The sequence below is a fragment of the Chitinophaga vietnamensis genome, assembly GCF_902167635.1.
GTDB lineage: Bacteria > Bacteroidota > Bacteroidia > Chitinophagales > Chitinophagaceae > Chitinophaga > Chitinophaga vietnamensis.
Window position 1 is genome coordinate 386,146 of the sequence record NZ_CABHMS010000001.1, and the last position, 17,817, is coordinate 403,962.

14 protein-coding genes are annotated in these 17,817 nt (G+C 50.7%); 8 read left to right on the forward strand and 6 right to left on the reverse strand.

Annotated features, from left to right (window positions below; all coding sequences use genetic code 11):
- Positions 1-2,328 carry a TonB-dependent receptor gene (locus FPG75_RS01655; protein ID WP_143304761.1) on the reverse strand — a complete coding sequence of 776 codons (2,328 nt, stop codon included), beginning with the start codon at positions 2,326-2,328 and terminating at the stop codon, positions 1-3.
- 200 nt (positions 2,329-2,528) lie between these two features.
- Between FPG75_RS01655 and FPG75_RS01660 the strand changes: the two genes are divergently transcribed.
- Positions 2,529-3,362, forward strand: a complete 834-nt coding sequence (locus FPG75_RS01660; RefSeq protein ID WP_201747866.1) for a metallophosphoesterase family protein — start codon at positions 2,529-2,531, stop codon at positions 3,360-3,362.
- Between the two features lie 25 nt (positions 3,363-3,387).
- Positions 3,388-4,131 (forward strand): heparin lyase I family protein, encoded by a 744-nt coding sequence (locus FPG75_RS01665; RefSeq protein ID WP_236652695.1) that lies wholly within the window; start codon positions 3,388-3,390, stop codon positions 4,129-4,131.
- A gap of 49 nt (positions 4,132-4,180) precedes the next feature.
- On the opposite strand, the gene FPG75_RS01670 is transcribed toward FPG75_RS01665, so the two are convergent.
- The gene (locus FPG75_RS01670) at positions 4,181-4,564 is read right to left on the reverse strand and encodes an SRPBCC domain-containing protein (RefSeq protein ID WP_143304764.1); all 384 of its coding nucleotides are present in this window, start codon (positions 4,562-4,564) and stop codon (positions 4,181-4,183) included.
- Between the two features lie 101 nt (positions 4,565-4,665).
- On the opposite strand from FPG75_RS01670, the gene FPG75_RS01675 reads away from it, so the two are divergent.
- From FPG75_RS01675 to FPG75_RS01700, 6 genes are all read left to right on the forward strand, one after another.
- Positions 4,666-5,811: an FAD-dependent monooxygenase gene (locus tag FPG75_RS01675; protein ID WP_161596626.1), complete on the forward strand. Its 1,146-nt coding sequence runs from the start codon at positions 4,666-4,668 to the stop codon at positions 5,809-5,811.
- 201 nt (positions 5,812-6,012) lie between these two features.
- Complete coding sequence (locus tag FPG75_RS01680) at positions 6,013-8,475, forward strand: glycoside hydrolase family 9 protein (RefSeq protein ID WP_143304768.1); 2,463 nt, start codon at positions 6,013-6,015, stop codon at positions 8,473-8,475.
- Positions 8,476-8,567: 92 nt separating this feature from the next.
- On the forward strand, positions 8,568-9,314 hold the full coding sequence (locus FPG75_RS01685) for a DeoR/GlpR family DNA-binding transcription regulator (RefSeq protein WP_143304770.1): 747 nt from the start codon (positions 8,568-8,570) through the stop codon (positions 9,312-9,314).
- 50 nt (positions 9,315-9,364) lie between these two features.
- Positions 9,365-12,478, forward strand: coding sequence for a SusC/RagA family TonB-linked outer membrane protein (locus FPG75_RS01690; protein ID WP_143304771.1), 3,114 nt, complete (start codon positions 9,365-9,367; stop codon positions 12,476-12,478).
- A gap of 20 nt (positions 12,479-12,498) precedes the next feature.
- The gene (locus FPG75_RS01695) at positions 12,499-13,794 is read left to right on the forward strand and encodes a RagB/SusD family nutrient uptake outer membrane protein (RefSeq protein ID WP_143304773.1); all 1,296 of its coding nucleotides are present in this window, start codon (positions 12,499-12,501) and stop codon (positions 13,792-13,794) included.
- 143 nt (positions 13,795-13,937) lie between these two features.
- Positions 13,938-15,029 carry a mechanosensitive ion channel family protein gene (locus FPG75_RS01700; protein ID WP_236652696.1) on the forward strand — a complete coding sequence of 364 codons (1,092 nt, stop codon included), beginning with the start codon at positions 13,938-13,940 and terminating at the stop codon, positions 15,027-15,029.
- A 44-nt stretch (positions 15,030-15,073) separates the two neighbouring features.
- On the opposite strand, the gene FPG75_RS01705 is transcribed toward FPG75_RS01700, so the two are convergent.
- The 4 genes from FPG75_RS01705 to FPG75_RS01720 all read right to left on the reverse strand — a co-directional run bounded on the left by FPG75_RS01705 (position 15,074) and on the right by FPG75_RS01720 (position 17,764).
- A complete protein-coding gene (locus tag FPG75_RS01705) occupies positions 15,074-15,280 on the reverse strand; it encodes an energy transducer TonB (RefSeq protein WP_143304775.1) in 207 nt (68 codons plus the stop codon).
- Positions 15,281-15,289: 9 nt separating this feature from the next.
- Complete coding sequence (locus FPG75_RS01710) at positions 15,290-15,502, reverse strand: hypothetical protein (protein ID WP_143304776.1); 213 nt, start codon at positions 15,500-15,502, stop codon at positions 15,290-15,292.
- A 135-nt stretch (positions 15,503-15,637) separates the two neighbouring features.
- Positions 15,638-16,447, reverse strand: a complete 810-nt coding sequence (locus tag FPG75_RS01715; RefSeq protein WP_236652697.1) for a DoxX family protein — start codon at positions 16,445-16,447, stop codon at positions 15,638-15,640.
- An 87-nt stretch (positions 16,448-16,534) separates the two neighbouring features.
- Positions 16,535-17,764: an RNA polymerase sigma factor gene (locus FPG75_RS01720; protein ID WP_143304778.1), complete on the reverse strand. Its 1,230-nt coding sequence runs from the start codon at positions 17,762-17,764 to the stop codon at positions 16,535-16,537.
- Positions 17,765-17,817 lie beyond the last annotated feature (53 nt).

The following is a 17,817-nucleotide window of genomic DNA, read 5'->3' on the forward strand; positions in this document are numbered from 1 at the left end:
TTAAAATTGATAGCCGAGGTTCAAACCACCGTAGTAGTTCGCGTTGTAAGGGCCTGGCAGGTAAATATTAGGCGGTGCTGCTGCAAAGTTGGCGTTGAGGAACACCATCGTATAATACCGGCTGCCGGTGAGGTTGTTGCCGCCTGCAAAGACGTCCAGCGTAAAGTGCTGGCCGAGTGTGTGGCGGTAACCCAGCTTCGCGTTCAACAGCGTATAGGCGTCGGCGTAGTGGTTGTTATCGTAGGTGATGGGCATTTTATCCACATACTGTAAAGTGGTGTTGAGATAAACGCCCCATTTGGTGTGGAAGTCGATACCGCCATTGAAAAGATGCGGCGATACCCCGGAAACCTTGTTGCCACTATAATCGATCGTTTTAGCGTTATTGTTGTTGTCGCTCTTGAAATTGTCGTATGTGAAATTGGAATAGGTGTAGCTCACGAAGGGGCGGATGAGCGTGAACACATGGCCATTGTCTTGCTGGATGGCGTAGGCGATATCCGCCTCTGCGCCACGGTTCTGCTGTGCGCCGGCATTGGTGGTGATGCTGTACAACACGGCGCCGCTGGCATCCGTCACTGCCTGCGAGGTGAGCTTGTCTTTTATCTGCATGCTGAATACGGCCACCTGGAACGACAAACGTTTGTCCAGCAAGCTGCCTTTGGCGCCAACTTCAATCTGGGTGGCCTTTTCAGGGCGCAGTGAGGTATTCACCTGGCTGATCTGCGGGATCACGGTTTGCCCGGAAGTGGGTGGCGTATAGCCTTTACTGATACCTGCATATACGTTTACATCAGCGGTGATATTTTTAGCGATGGAAGCCTGTGGCGTCAATACCGGCGTAAATGATTTGTAACCCGACTGGTCTTTATGTGCAGGATTGCCGGAATTGGTTAACCGGTCGGTGATGCTGTAGTCAATATAGTTGTTGCTCACGCCGGCCGTTACGAGGAAACCCTGCGGCAGCCGCACTTCCCATTGGGTGAACAAACTGTATTGTGAAGTGGCTAGTTCCAGATCTCCTGTGAGCGGGCCTTGTACATTGTTGGCGAGACTATAGCTTTTCTTGAAAGAGACGGTTTTCTGGTATTCACCACCTATGATGCCGCTCACGGCTACATTCCCGCCGCCGAAGTTAAATCCGAAGGCGGTGCGGCCGCCGAAGTTCTGCGCCATATTGCTGGACAAACCTACTGCAAATGCCTGTCCCTGGCGGTATCCGCTGAAGTAAGCGCTGGTGAGGTTATTGACATGCCGGGAGAAAACATAATTGTGCGATAGCCCCGCGCGATAGGTTTCAAAAGCAACGTAGCCTTTATTTTTCAGGTAGGGCACTTCGCCGGTATCTTTTTTCTGTGCAAACTGGATGCTGTCTAACTGGCCGGCCAGCTGGTCGTTGGAGTTGCTGTAGCCTGCATACACTGAAAACGTTTGCTTTTCGTTGCTATGAAAATCGCCGGAGAAAGAAACATAATCTTTTTTGGAGCCGCTCTGGATGCGGTATCCGTCGAGGTTTTGGTGGCCGTAGTTGATCATCACAGCAGATTTTTCGTTGGCATATTCCACACGGGTATTAGTGCGGAAGAGGCCATAGCTGCCGCCGGTCACTTCCTGTGTGATGCGGGCGCCGAAGCTTTGCGGCTTTAATACGGACAATTTCAATACGCCGCCGATGCCCGTGCCATAAAGGCTGGAAGCGGGGCCTTTGACCACTTCCACGCGGCCGAGGATGGAGAAGTCGATATCATCGAGAATGGTAACGCCTTCTGCATCGGTAACAGGAATACCGTTGAGATAGGCTTTATAGCCGCTGCCATTGAAATTGCTGTTGTTGCCATAACCGCGGATCACGATGCGTTGTCCGCCGGAGGCGGTGCGTTTTTCAAGGCGTACGCCTGGAATAAGGTTGAGGGTGAACTCCGGGGAGATGCCATCATTGCGTTGCAGCTCCCGCCGGCCCAGCACTGTAGCGGATTGTACTGGTTGTATCTGTGCCGCATTTTTGGCGGCATTCACCTGTACTTCGTTAAGCTGGTAGTAGATGGCGGTAAGGCCTATCATCAATTGTTTGCTGCAATCGTTACCACTAATGGGTTGCGTTTCATAACCGCTGGCGATTACCAGCAGGCGGTATTGTCCGTTGCAGCTCAATTCGAAATTGCCTTGGGCGTCAGTGGTGGCAAGGATCTGTTCCGGGCCTGTGCGCAGGGTGGCGCCGGCTATGGGCGCCTGCGTATACAGATCATAGATGCGGCCGCGCAGCTTTTCCTGCGCAAAGGTTTGCAGGGCGATAGTAGTAACAAATAGCCAGATTAGCAGTGTTTTCACGTAATACGTATTAAGTATGGGTAATGGATTTTCTCATTGCTCTCGTTGGCGCGTTCATTGTTCACATCTGATCGGGTTCTCGCGCGGATTTTGGTGACAATGAAAATAATAAAATATTATCTTTTTTTTATTATTTTATTTTTACGTTAAACTACCGCTCCTGCATTTTCATCGATCTTAAAAAATCTACTTTTAATATTATGATGAACAGAAGAAATTTTTTAAGAAATGTATCTGCCGCTATAGTGCTCGTTGCTGGCGGCAGTGTTGTGAAAGCAGCCACCCGCGCGCACCTGGAACGGAAAACGGTTTTTCGTTTTGCGATCGGTTCCGACTGGCACTATGGCCAGCCGGGAACGGAATCGGAGCAATTCTTCCGGGACCTGCAAGCTGCCTTCAATAGTTATCAACAGGAAAACCCTTGCGAATTTTTTGTGTTGAACGGCGATGTGATTCACAACGATCCGCAATTACTGCTGCCCGCCTCCAAACTGCTGAAAACCCTGCACCCGCGCATCTTCACCACGCGTGGCAATCACGACCAGGTGAGTGCCGACGCCTGGCAACAGGCCTGGGGCTTCCCGCTCAACCATGATGTGGTGATCAAAAATCAGGTGATCCTGCTCGGCGATACCGCCGATGAGAAAGGCAAGTACCTCTGCCCTGATATGCCCTGGTTTACCAAAAAGCTCGAACAATACAAGGATGCAGAGAATATCTTCATCTTCCTGCATATCACACCCGTAAAATGGACTGATAATGCTGTGGACTGCCCGGAGTTTCAGGCATTGGTGAAGAAATACCAGAATGTAAGGGCAGTGTTCAATGGGCACGATCATGACCAGGACAGTGTGAAGATGCTCGACAGCCAGGTGCCTTTCCTCTTCGATGGCCACCTGGGCGGCAACTGGGGCACGAATTATCATGGGTTCCGCATCGTGGAGTTGAAAGATGACAATAGTATCGTTACATTTGTCATGAACCCACACAGCAAACAGGACGAACGTACCTTTGCTGCTATTGCAAAACCCTGATCTCAACAAAATGATTAAACAAACCATGATCTATTGCTTAGGCCTCGCCTTCATGCTTTCCTTGTGTCAATGCAAGAAGGATGATGTGAACGCTTCACAGGCCGGTAAGGCCAGGCCGGAATCCACTGCGTCTGTGCTTTTTAATGGCGATGCTGCTCTCGGCGCCAGTAATGTCTGGAAAGATATTAACATCGAAGGCAGCGGCGCAGTTACTACTATCACTGACGAAACCGGCACGCTATGCTGGAAGTTTCAGAAACCGGCAGGTAGCCATCGTACAGAAGGGCATGGCGCCAAGAATTACCAGGCAGCAGATGGAGATGAGATCTACATTGGCTGGACCTGCAAGCTGTACATACCCACCACAGTGAAAACAGAGGCCGTGTTTCAATGGAAGTCGTACCCTACGGGCACTACAGCGAACCATCCTATTATGCTGCACACACAGAACGGCAAACTGGACCTGCAATATTTTGATATTAACCACGTGGCTTATGTGCCTTGGTCGATACCTTTATCCAGCGGTACCTGGCAGCAGTTTGTGTTGCGCATGAAATTGTCGTACGATGCTACCGTGGGCTATATTGAGCTGTGGTACAACGGCGTTAAACAAACATTATCAAATGGTAGTCAGCGGTACTATTGCCGCACGATGGACGCCGATTTCTGTGATCCGAAATGGGGCGTGTATGGCGGAGATACGGCGAGTATTACGAATATTGTGAAAGGGATACGCATCGGCGCCACTTATGCAGATGTGGCGCAATAAAAAAATAAAAGCCCTTCCAGCGCTCAAGCGTTTGAAGGGCTGATTATTTTTACGCAGCATAGAAATCTATCAAAGCCCCGAAATACTGTTCATTCCAGCCTTCTACAATATCTTCATAAGCTTCATCCGGGATATTAGTATGTTTTAATTCAGCGTCAGTCCCTTTTCTGCCGGGGTGCAGGATGATGGTGACGATGGAGGGCGCTGCTTCATCTTCCCCGAAATACCACTGCTGCACGATCTTGCGGCCTTCTTCAAATTCCAGGTTCATTCCTACGATGCTGTCTTCCCACAGCGAAAATTCGGTGCCCGCTTCGGTGGACATTTCCGCTTTTTCGCCCGTCCATAACTGTATGGTGGCGGGATTGGTGAGGGCGGCGTATACTTCCTCCGGTGGTGCGGCTATCTGGAAATGTTTTTTGTAATCTTTCATGCAAACAAAGCTAGGTATTTGCAGCAAAAAAATAAATTTAGGCCATTTGTCCTAATTTAGGTAAAATGCCTTTACCTTTGTGTTATCATAAACGAGAAGCTATGAAAGCGATCATTATCGGGGCCGGCATCGGGGGATTGACCACGGCCATTGCCCTGCAACAGCGCGGGATCGATTACGAAATATTTGATGCAGCGCCCGAATGCAAACCGGTAGGGGCGGGCATCCTGCTGGGCAGCAACGCGATGCAGGTATACAACAAATTAGGCCTGGCCCAGACGCTGGGCGAGCGTGCCGTATTCCCGCAATACATTTATATAAAGACCTATACCGGCCAGGTATTACAGGAGCTGAGTAATGAATATATCCGTGCCCGTTTCGGAGTGGGCTCTCTGGCGCTGCACCGCGCCACCCTGCAAGGCTTCCTGGCAGATAGCCTGAAGCATCCGGTGCAATGGGGCAAACGTTTTACAGCACTGGAGGAAACGGCATCGGGGGTGAGCGCTTATTTTGAAGATGGCAGCAGCGCCACCGGCGACCTGCTCATCGGAGCGGATGGCATACGTTCGCAGGTGAGAGAGAAATATATAGAGAAGGCACACTACCGCTATTCCGGCCAAAGCTGCTGGCGGGCCATCATTCCGCATAACCTGCCGCCTGCCGAACTGGCTTCCATGTCGGAAGTATGGGGCAATGGCAATGGTTTACGCTCATCGTTTGCACAGGTGGGACCTGAGCAGGTGTACTTCTGGTTTACCCACAAGATGCCCGCCGATACACCGTTTACACCGGAAGAAGCGCTTGCTTTCATTCGCAGGAAACTAGCGCCCTTCAGCGGATATATGAAAACGATTGCGCAGCTGCTCACGCCTGAAATGCTGTTCCGCGCTGATTTGTACGACATCGCGCCCTTGAGCACCTGGCGCCGCAATCAGGTGGTGTTATTAGGTGATGCCGCACACGCCACCACGCCTAACCTCGGACAAGGGGCCAGTCAGGCAATAGAAGACGCTTACATGCTCGCTAACGTGCTCGCACATACGAAAAACATCAACGACGCATTGCAGCAATACCAAAGCGGCCGCATGCCCCGTGTAAAAATGATCGTGAAAAATTCTTTGCGGATGGCCAGGCTAACCAACATGAGCGGCCGCCTGCTCACCTGGCTGCGTAACACCGCCGTACGTAGCGTGCCAGCATCTATTACAAAACGGCAGCTGATGGATTTGTATGATGCGAGGGTTTAGGTTATTGGATGACAGCGCTGATCGTAGCGTAATGCATATTTTATCTACCAATATGACGCCCCGCAGGGGCGAATAAAATATATGCTACGCTACGATCAGCTCCGTAGGAGCGATAGCCCGGTAGCCCGGCAACGCTGTTCATCACAAAATCGGGCAGATTAAAAAAATCTTGTTATAGCTTTATCTGCTCAATCCACGCTTATGTTTAAACGATACCTGCTTTACTGTCTGCTTCTGGTCACCGCACGTTTGTCTGCACAGGATGCCTGGATCAGGATCAACCAGCTGGGTTATCTGCCGGATGGGGTAAAAGTAGCAGTGCTGGGCGCCAAGGGAAATACGATGGCGCAACAGTTTCAACTGATAGATTCCGCTAGCGGCAAGGTTGTGTTCTCCGCCGCTGCCAGCAAGGATTTTGGCCAGTATGGCCCTTTCGCGCATACCTGCCGCCTGAATTTTTCTGCCTGTAAAAAAGAAGGTACCTACTATCTCAAAGCAGGTGGTACCGTATCGTCTGTTTTTCGTATAGCCGCTAACGTTTATGACGGCGCAGCAGATTTTGCCCTGCGTTATCTGCGCCAGCAGCGTAGCGGCTTTAATCCGGTGCTCAAAGATTCCTGTCATACCCACGACGGCTATACGATGTATGGCCCTATGCCCGACAGCACGCATATCGATGTAGTGGGTGGCTGGCATGATGCCAGCGATTATCTTCAATATGTGACCACTTCGGCCAATGCGGCCTATCATCTGTTGGCCGCCTGGCGCGACTTTCCCGCTGTTTTCAGTGATGCTTACGCGGCCAACGGCCTGCCCGGCAGCAACGGTGTAAAAGATGTGCTCGATGAAGCCCGCTGGGGGCTGGATTGGCTCCTGAAGATGCATCCGCAGGAAAACTGGATGTTCAACCAGCTCGCCGACGACCGCGACCACCACGGGATGCGGCTGCCCAAAGAAGATAATTTCTATGGCAAAGGCTTTGAACGCCCCGTCTATTTCTGTACCGGCCAGCCACAGGGCCTGGGCAAGTATAAAAATAAATCCACCGGCGTAGCCTCCACGGCCGGGAAATTTGCCAGCGCCTTTGCACTGGGCTATGATCTGTTGAAACAGCAAGATCCGGTATATGCCGAAAAGCTGCGCCAGCGCGCCTTTTCAGCGTACAAGATGGGCTTGCGGCAGCCTGGTGTTTGTCAGACAGCTTCCACTTTGTCGCCCTATATTTATGCGGAAGACAACTGGACCGATGATATGGAACTCGCTGCAGCAGCGCTGTATCACATTTCCGGCGAAGCCAGGTATCAGCAAGAGGGCTACCGTTATGCACAGCAAGAGAAAGTAACGCCCTGGCTGGGCGCCGACACCGCAAACCATTATCAATGGTATCCTTTCATCAACATCGGACATTACGAACTGGCGAAAACCGCTACAGGTAAAGAAAAGCAGGAGCTGATACAATATTATAGAACCGGTGTGGAGAGCGTATGGAAGAAGGCGCAGCACAATGCTTTCTACCGTGGGGTGCCCTTCATCTGGTGCAGTAATAATCTCACCGTAGCCTTTGCCATCCAATGTTACTGGTATCATCGCCTCAGCGGCGACCACACTTTTGATGAACTGGAGCAGGCCAATACCGATTGGATCTTTGGTTGCAATCCCTGGGGAACCAGCATGGTAGGCGGTTTGCCAGCCAATGGCGATACGCCCGCAGACCCGCATGCCGCCTTTTCGCACATCGGTCATTTCCCGGTAGATGGCGGACTGGTAGATGGCCCGGTGTATACGAATATCTACAAGAACCTCATCGGGATACAATTGTCGAAACCCGACGCCTACGCCGATTTTCAAAGCGACCTGGCCGTATATCATGATGATTTCGGAGACTACAGCACCAATGAACCTACGATGGATGGTACTGCTTCTTTAGTATACCTGCTGGCGGCCAAAGCTGATGCCGGCAGAAAAACGCAAACCATATCACATGGCGCCATCATCCGCGGCGACAGCGCCAAACGCCAGCTGACGCTGGTTTTCACCGGTGATGAATTTGCTGATGGCGCTGCGACCATCCGCCAGGCGCTGCAGCGGCAGCATGTTCTGGCAGCCTTTTTCTTTACCGGCCGCTTCTATGCAAAGCACGCCAGCCTGGCGAAGCAACTGCGGGCCGACGGGCATTACCTTGGCCCGCACTCTGATCAGCACCTGCTGTATTGCGACTGGCAGCGTCGCGACAGCTTGCTGGTAAGCAAAGCAGCGTTCATGCAGGATATCGCACGCAATTACCAGCGCATGGCCGCTATAGGCATCACGCGCGAGGCCGCGCCTTATTTCCTGCCACCCTATGAATGGTACAATGACACTATTGCCGCCTGGACCCGCGAAGCAGGCCTGCAACTGCTTTGCTTTACACCCGGCACCCGCTCCAATGCAGATTATACCTATCCGGAAATGGGGAAGTCTTACCATTCATCTACAGAAATATATCAATCGGTGATGGACTATGAAAATAGCCATGATGGCGGATTGAATGGGTTTTTATTGTTGATGCACATCGGTACGGACCCGCGCCGCACGGATAAGTTTTATGCCCGGTTGCCTGCGCTGATCACCGCTTTAAAAAAGAAGGGATACCGCTTCGTGCAGTTAAAGGAATTGTTGAAATAATTTCCTTTCTTGCACGAACATGCAAATTTTTGCGTTTTTATATTTGGATGACTGCGTTTTTTTGCCGAATTTAAGACGTTGAAATTTATTCCATGTTAAAAGAAGAACGCCAGGCATATATCCTGCATCAGGTAAACCTGCATAATAAAGTGTTGTCGTCGCACCTGAGTGAGCAGATGCAGGTATCTGAAGATACCATCCGCAGGGATCTGGCGGAACTGGCAAAAGAGGGAAAGATACTGAAAGTACATGGCGGCGCTTTGTCCAACTCATTCCACCAGGGTATAGCATCGCAGGATGTATATGCCGTAGAACAAAAGCGCACCGTTGCGCTGAAAGCCGTGCAGCTGATCAAAGACGGGATGTTCGTGCTCACCACCGGCGGCACCACCATTACCGAGCTGGCGCGCATTTTACCGGAAGACCTGCGGGCCACTTTCATTACCGTGAGTTTGCCAGCCGCTTTTGAATATGCCAACCATCCGAATATAGAGGTGATTGTAATAGGTGATAAATTGTCCAAGGATTCAAAAATTACTGTAGGAGGAGAAGCGATCTCCAAGATCATGAATATCCGTGCAGATCTCTGTTTCCTGGGCGTAAACGCGATTGACGTAAAAGAAGGCCTGACGGATAACGACTGGGACGTAGTGCAAGTGAAAAAGGCCATGGTAGCCACTTCCAAGAAAATAGTGGCGCTCTGTATCTCGGAAAAAATTGATACAGCCGAACATCTCAGGATCTGTGATATAAAGGATATCGACATCCTCATCACAGAGTTGCCACCCAAGGCAAAGAAACTTCATCCATACAACAAGAAAGGAATAAGAATCATGTAACCTGTGAAGCCGTCTGGCTTTCCATTTGTCAACAAGTCTAAAATTTTGTTATGAAAATGCGTCAATTTACGCGAGCAAGGGGGCGTACCCTGTTGCTCTTCCTCTTTTTTCAATGCCTCGCCGCTGCGGCCATAGCGCAGGTAAGCATCTCCGGCAAGGTAACTGATGCAAGCGGTACAGCATTGCCAGGTATTACGGTAGCCGTTAAGAACACGAAGTCTGGCGCCCTTACCAATGCGGATGGACATTATTCCCTCAACCTGAACCTGCCGGCAGGCAACTATACACTGGTATTCACCGGTATCGGCTATACGGCCAAAGAAGTTACGCTGACGGTGGCTAACAGTGGCGCCTATACGCAGAACGTACAACTGGCCGAATCCGTTAGCAAACTCGATGAAGTAGTGGTAACCGGTACTTCGCAAGGTACCACGCGCAAACAGTTGGGTAACTACATCAGCACGGTAAAAGCCGACGAGCTCACCAAAGGCTCCACCGGCAACGTGCTGGCCGCCCTGCAAGGAAAAACAGCCGGCGCGCAGATCACGCAGAACTCCGGCGATCCCTCCGGCGCCATCTCTGTAAAACTGCGCGGCATCAGCACCATCTCCGGTTCTACTGAACCGCTCTACATCATCGATGGCGTGATCATCGACAATAGCACCACCCGCGTTACCAACGCCGATCCGAACTATGCCGGCGGCACCTTCGTAGGTAACGTAGGCCAGAACCGCCTTGCAGATATCAACCCGGCGGATATCGAACGCGTGGAAGTGCTCAATGGCGCCGCCGCCGCAGCTATCTACGGTTCCAGGGCCAATGCCGGTGTTGTACAAATATTCACCAAGAGAGGAAGTACCGGCAAGCCCGTGGTAAGCTTCTCCACCAGCTTGTCTGTCAACCAGCTCCGCAAAAAACTGGACGTGAATGAGGCGCCAACGAAATTCGGCGGCTCCCCGGATGTATCTACACAAACCATCCTCACGCCATCCATCACCAATACCACGCCTGTAAAGCGTTACGACTACCAGGATTATATCTTCCGCACCGGCGTGGGTACGGATAATAACGTATCCGTTTCCGGTGGTAAAGACAAAACAAAATATTTTGCCTCTGCCAGCTATTTCTATAATCAGGGCATCATCAGGAACACTGATTTCAGCAGGTACAGCTTCCGTCTGAACCTCGACCAGGAGATCAACAGCTGGATCAGCATGAATGCGACCATGAACTATGTGTACAGCAAATCCAATGAAAAGCCCGATGGCAATACCTTCTATTCTCCCATGAACTCTGTGACCATCATCGGTAACTACTATGATATCTGGCAAAGAGATCCATTTGGTAAACTGATGAAAGTAGGCGAGCGCGGACGTGTGAACCCGGTATCCGTAATCGAAGATTTCAAACAACGGGAAACCGTAGGCAGGATCATCGCCGGCGCTGGCATCAAACTCAATCCCATCAGGGATCTTACCATCGACTACCATTTAGGTATTGATAATTACAGCCAGGACGGTACTACCTTCATGCCGCCATTCGACTACTTTGTAAGTCCGGGTTTCTATGGTGGCGGCGCTTCGCTGGACCCTACGCAAAATGGCTATGCCAGCGCTGGTTCCAACAATTCATTCATGATCAACCACGACCTGAACGGTACTTATAACTGGAAGATCAACGACAAGCTCACTTCCGTAACGCAGGTAGGCTACTCGGTACAGTACCAGCGCATGCACTATGCATTGCAGCAGGGGCGCGGTATTCCGCCGTTTGTGCAGATCGCGAGCAAAGCCACTACCATTATCCCTGGTGAAGATCAGCGTACTGAATTGTCTGTTTCCGGGGAATACATCCAGCAGAATTTCAAATACCGCGATCAGCTTTTCCTTACCGGCGCATTGCGCATGGATGGCTCTTCTGTATTCGGTAAGAGCGAACGTAACCAGCTCTACTCCAAACTGAGCGGCAGCTATGTATTATCGGGCACTGATTTCTGGAAAAATGCTTCCATTGCTAAATGGTGGTCGCTCATGAAACTGCGCGCTGCCTATGGCGAATCCGGCAACCTTACCGGCATCCCGGCATATGGCCGCTTCAATACTTACAATGCAACGGCTTTCATCGGCGCTTCTGCGTTCCAGTCGTCCACTACCTACACCGATCCTAACGTAAAGCCTGAAAGGCAACAAGAGCTGGAAGTGGGTACAGATATGGGTTTCCTGGGAGATCGTATAGGCCTCTCCGTTAACTACTATCATAAGAAGGTGAAAGACCTGTTGATCAGCAGAGCTGTTGCGCCCACGAATGGCTATTCCTTTGTGCTGGCTAATATTGGCACTTTGCAGAACAATGGTTTTGAAGTAGTGCTCAATGCCACGCCGGTACGTACCACCGATTTCAGCTGGGACCTCACCGCTATCTATAACCAGAACCGCAACAAGGCCGTGGACATTGGGCAGTCGCTCGTACTCTACAACACGGTAGGCGGCGCGCCCGTGGGTATTTCCAACGGTGAGCCCATCGGTTTCTTCTATGGCACCTTCTACGCACGTGATGCTAATGGCAATATCCTGAAAAATGCGGCTGGCATTCCGCTCACAGAAAGAGGCATACAAACAGGGCCACTAACGTATACGCCTCAACGCGATCCGGCTACAGGCCTGCCACTGGCCACTGCGCCGGCGCTCAACAAAAAGATCGGCGATCCCAATCCGAAATATACCGCTACCCTTACCAATGATTTCCGCTATAAAAAGCTGGGACTGCACATCCAGCTGGATGCGGTGCAGGGCGTAGATGTTTTCAATGCCGACTACAGAACCCGCCAGGGTGTGGATAATGGGAAGATTGCAGAACAGGAAGATTTGGGCAAGCTGCCACGCGGATACATCGCCGGTATTTACAATATCCAGGAGTTCAGGATCGATAACGGCTCTTTCGTGAAACTGCGCGAGCTCTCGCTCAGTTACAGCTTTGGCAAACTTAAAGGTCTTAGCGACCTGACCGTAACGCTCGGCGGCCGTAACCTTATCTCATGGGACAACTACAAAGGTTATGATCCGGAAGTGAATGCAGCAGGACAAAGCACCGTATTGCGCGGTATCGACTTCGGCGCGGTGCCGGTGCCAAGAACTTACAACCTGGGCATCCGTGCTAAATTCTAAACCATTTTAAAAAGAAGATCATGAAACGATATATCCGACAATATTGCATCATCGCGGCGCTGGCGGTAACGGCCTGTAAAAAGGACTATCAGGATCCTTCCGGGCCCTCTACAGACCAAGCTTACAGCACGCCTGCCGCTATCACCAATGTGGCTGTAGGTTTGCAAGCCTGGTACACCCGCGACAGAGTTGGCGTAGTGTACAACACCATTACGGCGGGCAGTCTTCTCAGCGGAGAAACCTATGTTACCAACCCTGGAAACACTGATGAGGCGCAGCTGGGCGCCGGCGGCAATGCCATTCTCAATAATAATGCGATCGTTACGCAGCTCTGGGCTGTTACCAACAAGATCGTATATGAATCGGAGCGTGTGTTACGTGCCACGCCTAAAGTGATCACCGATAAAGCATATGCCAATGGCATCATTGGCTACACCTCTGTTTTCAAGGCGCTGGCACTCGGTACCCAGGCCGCTTTCTGGCAACAGGTGCCGGATACCATCGGCAAACCGGATACTACCGCCACAGTTGTGAAATTCATTCCTGCGCAGATGGGTTACAAACGTGCCGTGAATACCGTTGATAATGCTTTGCAGCTTATTGGCAATAGCACAATCTCCACTGGCACCGGCCTGCCCAAAGGCGTGGATATCATGAATACGCTATATGCTCTGAAGGCCCGCTACGCCTTGTATGCAGGCGATTATGCCACTGCGCTGGCAGCCGCCAACCAGGTAGATCTCAAGGCAAGATCGGCATTCGTGTACAATGCGCTGATCACCAATCCGATCTTTGCGCTCGTTACTGCTACTAATAATATTTACCAGGTAGTAGATTCATCCATGGGGCTTCCGCCGGCAATACAGCCCAACCTGGCCGACAAGCGCGTACCGTTTTATATCAGCCGTCCCGCTTCCGGTCCGCGTTTCAGCATTCGTGGATTTTTCTCTTCCAATCTCGATACCATCCCCGTATATCTTCCCGGCGAGATCATGTTGATAAAAGCCGAATGCTATGCCCGTCAGGGTAATATTGCACAGGGCCTGGCCGAGCTGAATAACGTAGTTACCAAGACCGCCGGCAGCGATGCTTTTGGCGTAGGCGCCGGCCTCCCGCCGGAAGTGGCCACCACACAGGATCAGCTGCTGACGCTCATCTACAAGCATCGCCGCATTGAGCTGTTCATGGGCGGACAGGAGATCGAAGATCAACGCCGCTTTAACCGCCCCGTGAGTGAACGCAAACGGAATTATTTCCCATACCCATTCGTGGAAAGAAACGACAACCCCAATACACCTCAGGACCCTAGCTTTTAAGGGATTTGCGGATTTATTGATTTACGGATTTATTGATTTGATTGAAGCGAGAGATAATATTGCTCATCTCCGCTTCAATCAAATCAATAAATCCGTAAATCAATAAATCCGAAAATGAAGCGGGCACCGTTTTTGTGGCCAGCATGGCCATGTGGACTCAATTACTCGAAAGAACAGACCATCTGCCCGATATCGTATGGAACCTCATGCTGGTGGGCGCTTCATTCATCACAGGATGGGTGATAAAATTATTGCTATCTTTTTTCCTTCGTTTGTCGGTGCGCTCGAAAGCCGAGTTTTCCTTGATGCGCAGTATCCTGCACCATGTGGGAAAGGCTTTCAACTACCTGCTGCCATTACTCGTACTGGATATGGCGCTTCCCTTGCTGCGCGTAAATCCCCGCTTTATGCCCACGCTGGAAAAAGGGACGGAAATAGCGCTGATATTGGCTTTCGCGGCATTATTGGTGGGCGCTATGAAGGTGCTCGAAGATTATGTCTATCACACCTATGATCTCAAGAAATCCAATAATCTCAGGGAGAGAAAAATCCGCACTCAGTTACAGTTTGTACGCAAACTGGTGATAGGCCTGATCCTGATCATTACGGCCTGTATCATCCTGCTTAGTTTCGACAGTATGCGCAAGCTCGGAGCAGGCCTGCTCACCGGTGTAGGGGTGGGCGGTATTATCATCGGTTTTGCTGCACAGAAATCATTGGGAAACCTGCTGGCCGGCTTCCAGATTGCCTTTACACAGCCTATCCGTATCGACGACGTGCTGGTGGTAGAAGGCGAATGGGGCCGTGTAGAAGAGATCACGCTCACTTATGTGGTGCTCAATATCTGGGATCAGCGCAAACTCATCTTACCGATCAACTATTTCATTGAAAAGCCTTTCCAGAACTGGACGCGCACCGGATCGGAAATATTAGGCACCGCCTTTTTCTATCTCGACTATACCATCCCTGTGGATAAATTGAGAGTGGAATATACGCGCCTGCTGGAAGCCTCGCCGCTGTGGGACCGCCGCGTAAATGTCCTGCAGGTTACCAACATCACCGAACGCACCGTGGAAGTGCGTACACTGATGAGCGCCGTAAACTCAGGACAGGCCTTCGATCTGCGCTGTTATATCCGCGAACAGATGCTGCTTTTTATCCGCGAAAATTATCCGCAATGCTTCCCCAGAACAAGAGCGATGTTGGAAGAGAAAGGAGAGGGAACAACTGATTAAATTAGGCTGGTTGCAAAGTATCTTTTGAAGAGACATCAGTTGCGTTAATCTTCCCTCATTTGGCAGATGAACATCGGAAGCTGGAAACGTACCGCTACTTTTTTACCGTTTTGCCTGCCTGGCTTCCAGCGGGGCATCTCATCCAGTATACGCAATACTACCTTGTCAAGTGATGTGTATGCTGCTTCTTTTTTACCGTGGATACCCTTTCCGATTACCATACCATTTGTGTCAATCACAAATGTGACCATTACTTTGCTCTACATTGTTTCTTGCTCTTTAGGGTAGTACACACGTTTCGAGATGAACCGGGTTAATGCTTCATCTCCGCCGGGAAACTGTGGCGGCGTTTCTACAAATGTATACACGTACATTTTTAATGCAGGGTCGTAATCATCCTGATGTGCTTTCTGGGCAAGCGTTTTAAAGGAGAAGGCCAGGAAGAGGATAAATAGTGTGATGATCTTCTGCATACCGCTACAATGTGTATCATAAATATACATCTTTAATATACGTCTTTCCCAAAATCTACCTTCGCAGAAGGGGCATTCATCCTGGCTTTTCAGCGATGAATGAATGCCCCGATTGTTTTCATTCATGTAAAAGTATTAAGCAGTGATCAGCAGCTGGCCATTGGCAAGTATCTGCGCCCGTTGTGCGGCCATCGAAGGACGGAGGCCCCAGGATAGTATGGTGATCAGTGAGAAGAATAGCGGCCAGAGAAGATGCGCGAGGTTATCACCCATAAACGCATGGGAAGCGACCGCACCGGTGAAATCCAGGAAGATGCCGATGTAAGCCCATTCTTGCAGTCTTGGGAACCTCGGCAGCAGCAGCGCGATGGCGCCTGATATTTTCCAGCATCCCAATAAAGTAGTGAAGTAGAGCGGATAGCCAAGATGTGCCATGCCATCTACGGCGCCGGCTGCATGGAAGATGTCGGCCAGACCGCCACTCAGTAACACAAATTCAATGATCAGGGTAGCTGTCCAATAGCTGGCATTGCGGCCCTTGCTGGTGGCTACTTTCAGCGAAACGCCCGCTGGCAGGAAACGGCGGCTCTCCGGACGGGTGGCCCACGAAATAACAGTGAGCGCGGCAAATACCAACGGTCCTATCGCGGGTTGTGTATCGCCCATAGAGAGGTGAGAGATAGCTGCGCCGGTGTATAGAAAAATTGCGCCGGCATAAGCCCACTCTTTCACGCGGCCGAATTTCGGTATCAACAGGGCAATCGCTGCCGGTATCTTCCAGATACCCATAATAACGGCAAAGTAGCGGGGATAATGCAGGTGTGCCATCACATCTCTCACAAAAGGAATATATACGAGGTCCCATTCCGCGCCCAGCGCCATTTCCCAGGCTACCAGTGCAGTAGCGATCCAATAAACGACGCGTTTGATGATAGTTGCTTTCATATAACAGTTTTTATTGTAGATGATCATTGTTTACATCACAATAAGAACCAGGAAAGACAAAATTGGACAGTTGCCGGAAAATTTTTTTTAAGAGAACTGATCCAGCTTTTCGCGGATGCTCTGTTTCTCCGCCTGTGTTTTGGCGAGCGCATAGGCCTGCTCGAAATGTGCCCTGGCTTTTTGCGGATCTGTATGCTGATAGAGTGTTCCCAATAACAGGAAATAGAAATGATTATTATGTAGTTGTAGCTCCTCGGCTGCTGCCAGTGCGGCTTCCGGACCAACTGCCTTGTACAGTGCAAAGGCCCTGTTGAGCGCCACGCTTGGTGAATAATTGATGAGCATCAGCTGATCATACAAGGAGAGGATGCTTTTCCACTTCTCTGCCGTATCTTCTTTGATGCAATGCCAGAAGGCGATCTTGGCTTCGAGATGATAGGAGCTGAGCTCTTCACCCTGGGCAGACAGCGCCAGGAAATGATTGCCTTGCTGTATCAGTGCGGTATCCCAGAGATGTTCATCCTGCTGGTCGTAGAGCACCATTGCGCTTTCACCGGAGGCGCGGGCATTGAACCGTGATGCATGGAAACACATGAGCGCGATGAGCGCATTGGTTTTAGGAAGATTGGTTTTGTCGTATTGCGTGAGCATCAGGCCGAGGCGGAGCGCCTCCAGGCAAAGGTCCTGGCGCAGTATCTCGTTTTGCGTTTTGGAATAATACCCTTCGCTGAAAAGCAGGTAGATGATGAGCAGCACGTTGTCGAGCCGTTTGCTGATCTCGTTCTCCGGCGGCAATTCCATCTTCACATTTTCCGCACGCAGTTTTTCTTTCGCGCGGAAAAGTCTTTTGTTGATCGTCTCTTTGTTGGAGAGAAAGGCCTCTGCAATTTCGTCGATGCCAAAGCCGCAAAGGATGCGCAAGGCCAGGCCTATCTGCGCCTCGCTGGCGATAGATGGCGTGCAGATGGCGAAAAGCATTTGCAGCTGGCTGTCTTTGATATGCTGTGGCGTGAAATCGAAATCGGCCGCCGCTTCAGTTTTCTCCTGGCCGGTTGCCAATGCGGGCGTTACTTTCTGCTCGAATATTTTATTTCTTTTGAAATGGTACAAGGTTTTTTGTTTGGCTACGGTGTACAGCCAGGCAGCGGGATTGGCCGGAACGCCTTTGATACCCCATGTTTCCGCCGCCAGCAGAAATGTTTCGCTGACAATATCCTCTGCGATCTCGATATGTTGCAGCCCGAACAGCTTACTGATCACGGCCACCATTTTGGAAAACTCCTGTTGGAAGAGTTGTTTCAATGATACTTGTTCCATATAGCGCAAACAGGTCCTGCCTTTGCGGATGCAGCAGCAGGACCAGCATTTTT

Bases quoted from the DNA above. Each gene is read 5' to 3' on its own strand.
- FPG75_RS01660 (WP_201747866.1), top strand. From the start codon at position 2,529: ATGATGAACAGAAGAAATTTTTTAAGAAATGTATCTGCCGCTATAGTG.
- FPG75_RS01665 (WP_236652695.1), top strand. From the start codon at position 3,388: ATGATCTATTGCTTAGGCCTCGCCTTCATGCTTTCCTTGTGTCAATGC.
- FPG75_RS01670 (WP_143304764.1), bottom strand. From the start codon at position 4,564: ATGAAAGATTACAAAAAACATTTCCAGATAGCCGCACCACCGGAGGAA.
- FPG75_RS01675 (WP_161596626.1), top strand. From the start codon at position 4,666: ATGAAAGCGATCATTATCGGGGCCGGCATCGGGGGATTGACCACGGCC.
- FPG75_RS01680 (WP_143304768.1), top strand. From the start codon at position 6,013: ATGTTTAAACGATACCTGCTTTACTGTCTGCTTCTGGTCACCGCACGT.
- FPG75_RS01685 (WP_143304770.1), top strand. From the start codon at position 8,568: ATGTTAAAAGAAGAACGCCAGGCATATATCCTGCATCAGGTAAACCTG.
- FPG75_RS01690 (WP_143304771.1), top strand. From the start codon at position 9,365: ATGAAAATGCGTCAATTTACGCGAGCAAGGGGGCGTACCCTGTTGCTC.
- FPG75_RS01695 (WP_143304773.1), top strand. From the start codon at position 12,499: ATGAAACGATATATCCGACAATATTGCATCATCGCGGCGCTGGCGGTA.
- FPG75_RS01700 (WP_236652696.1), top strand. From the start codon at position 13,938: ATGGCCATGTGGACTCAATTACTCGAAAGAACAGACCATCTGCCCGAT.
- FPG75_RS01705 (WP_143304775.1), bottom strand. From the start codon at position 15,280: ATGGTCACATTTGTGATTGACACAAATGGTATGGTAATCGGAAAGGGT.
- FPG75_RS01710 (WP_143304776.1), bottom strand. From the start codon at position 15,502: ATGCAGAAGATCATCACACTATTTATCCTCTTCCTGGCCTTCTCCTTT.
- FPG75_RS01715 (WP_236652697.1), bottom strand. From the start codon at position 16,447: ATGAAAGCAACTATCATCAAACGCGTCGTTTATTGGATCGCTACTGCA.
- FPG75_RS01720 (WP_143304778.1), bottom strand. From the start codon at position 17,764: ATGGAACAAGTATCATTGAAACAACTCTTCCAACAGGAGTTTTCCAAA.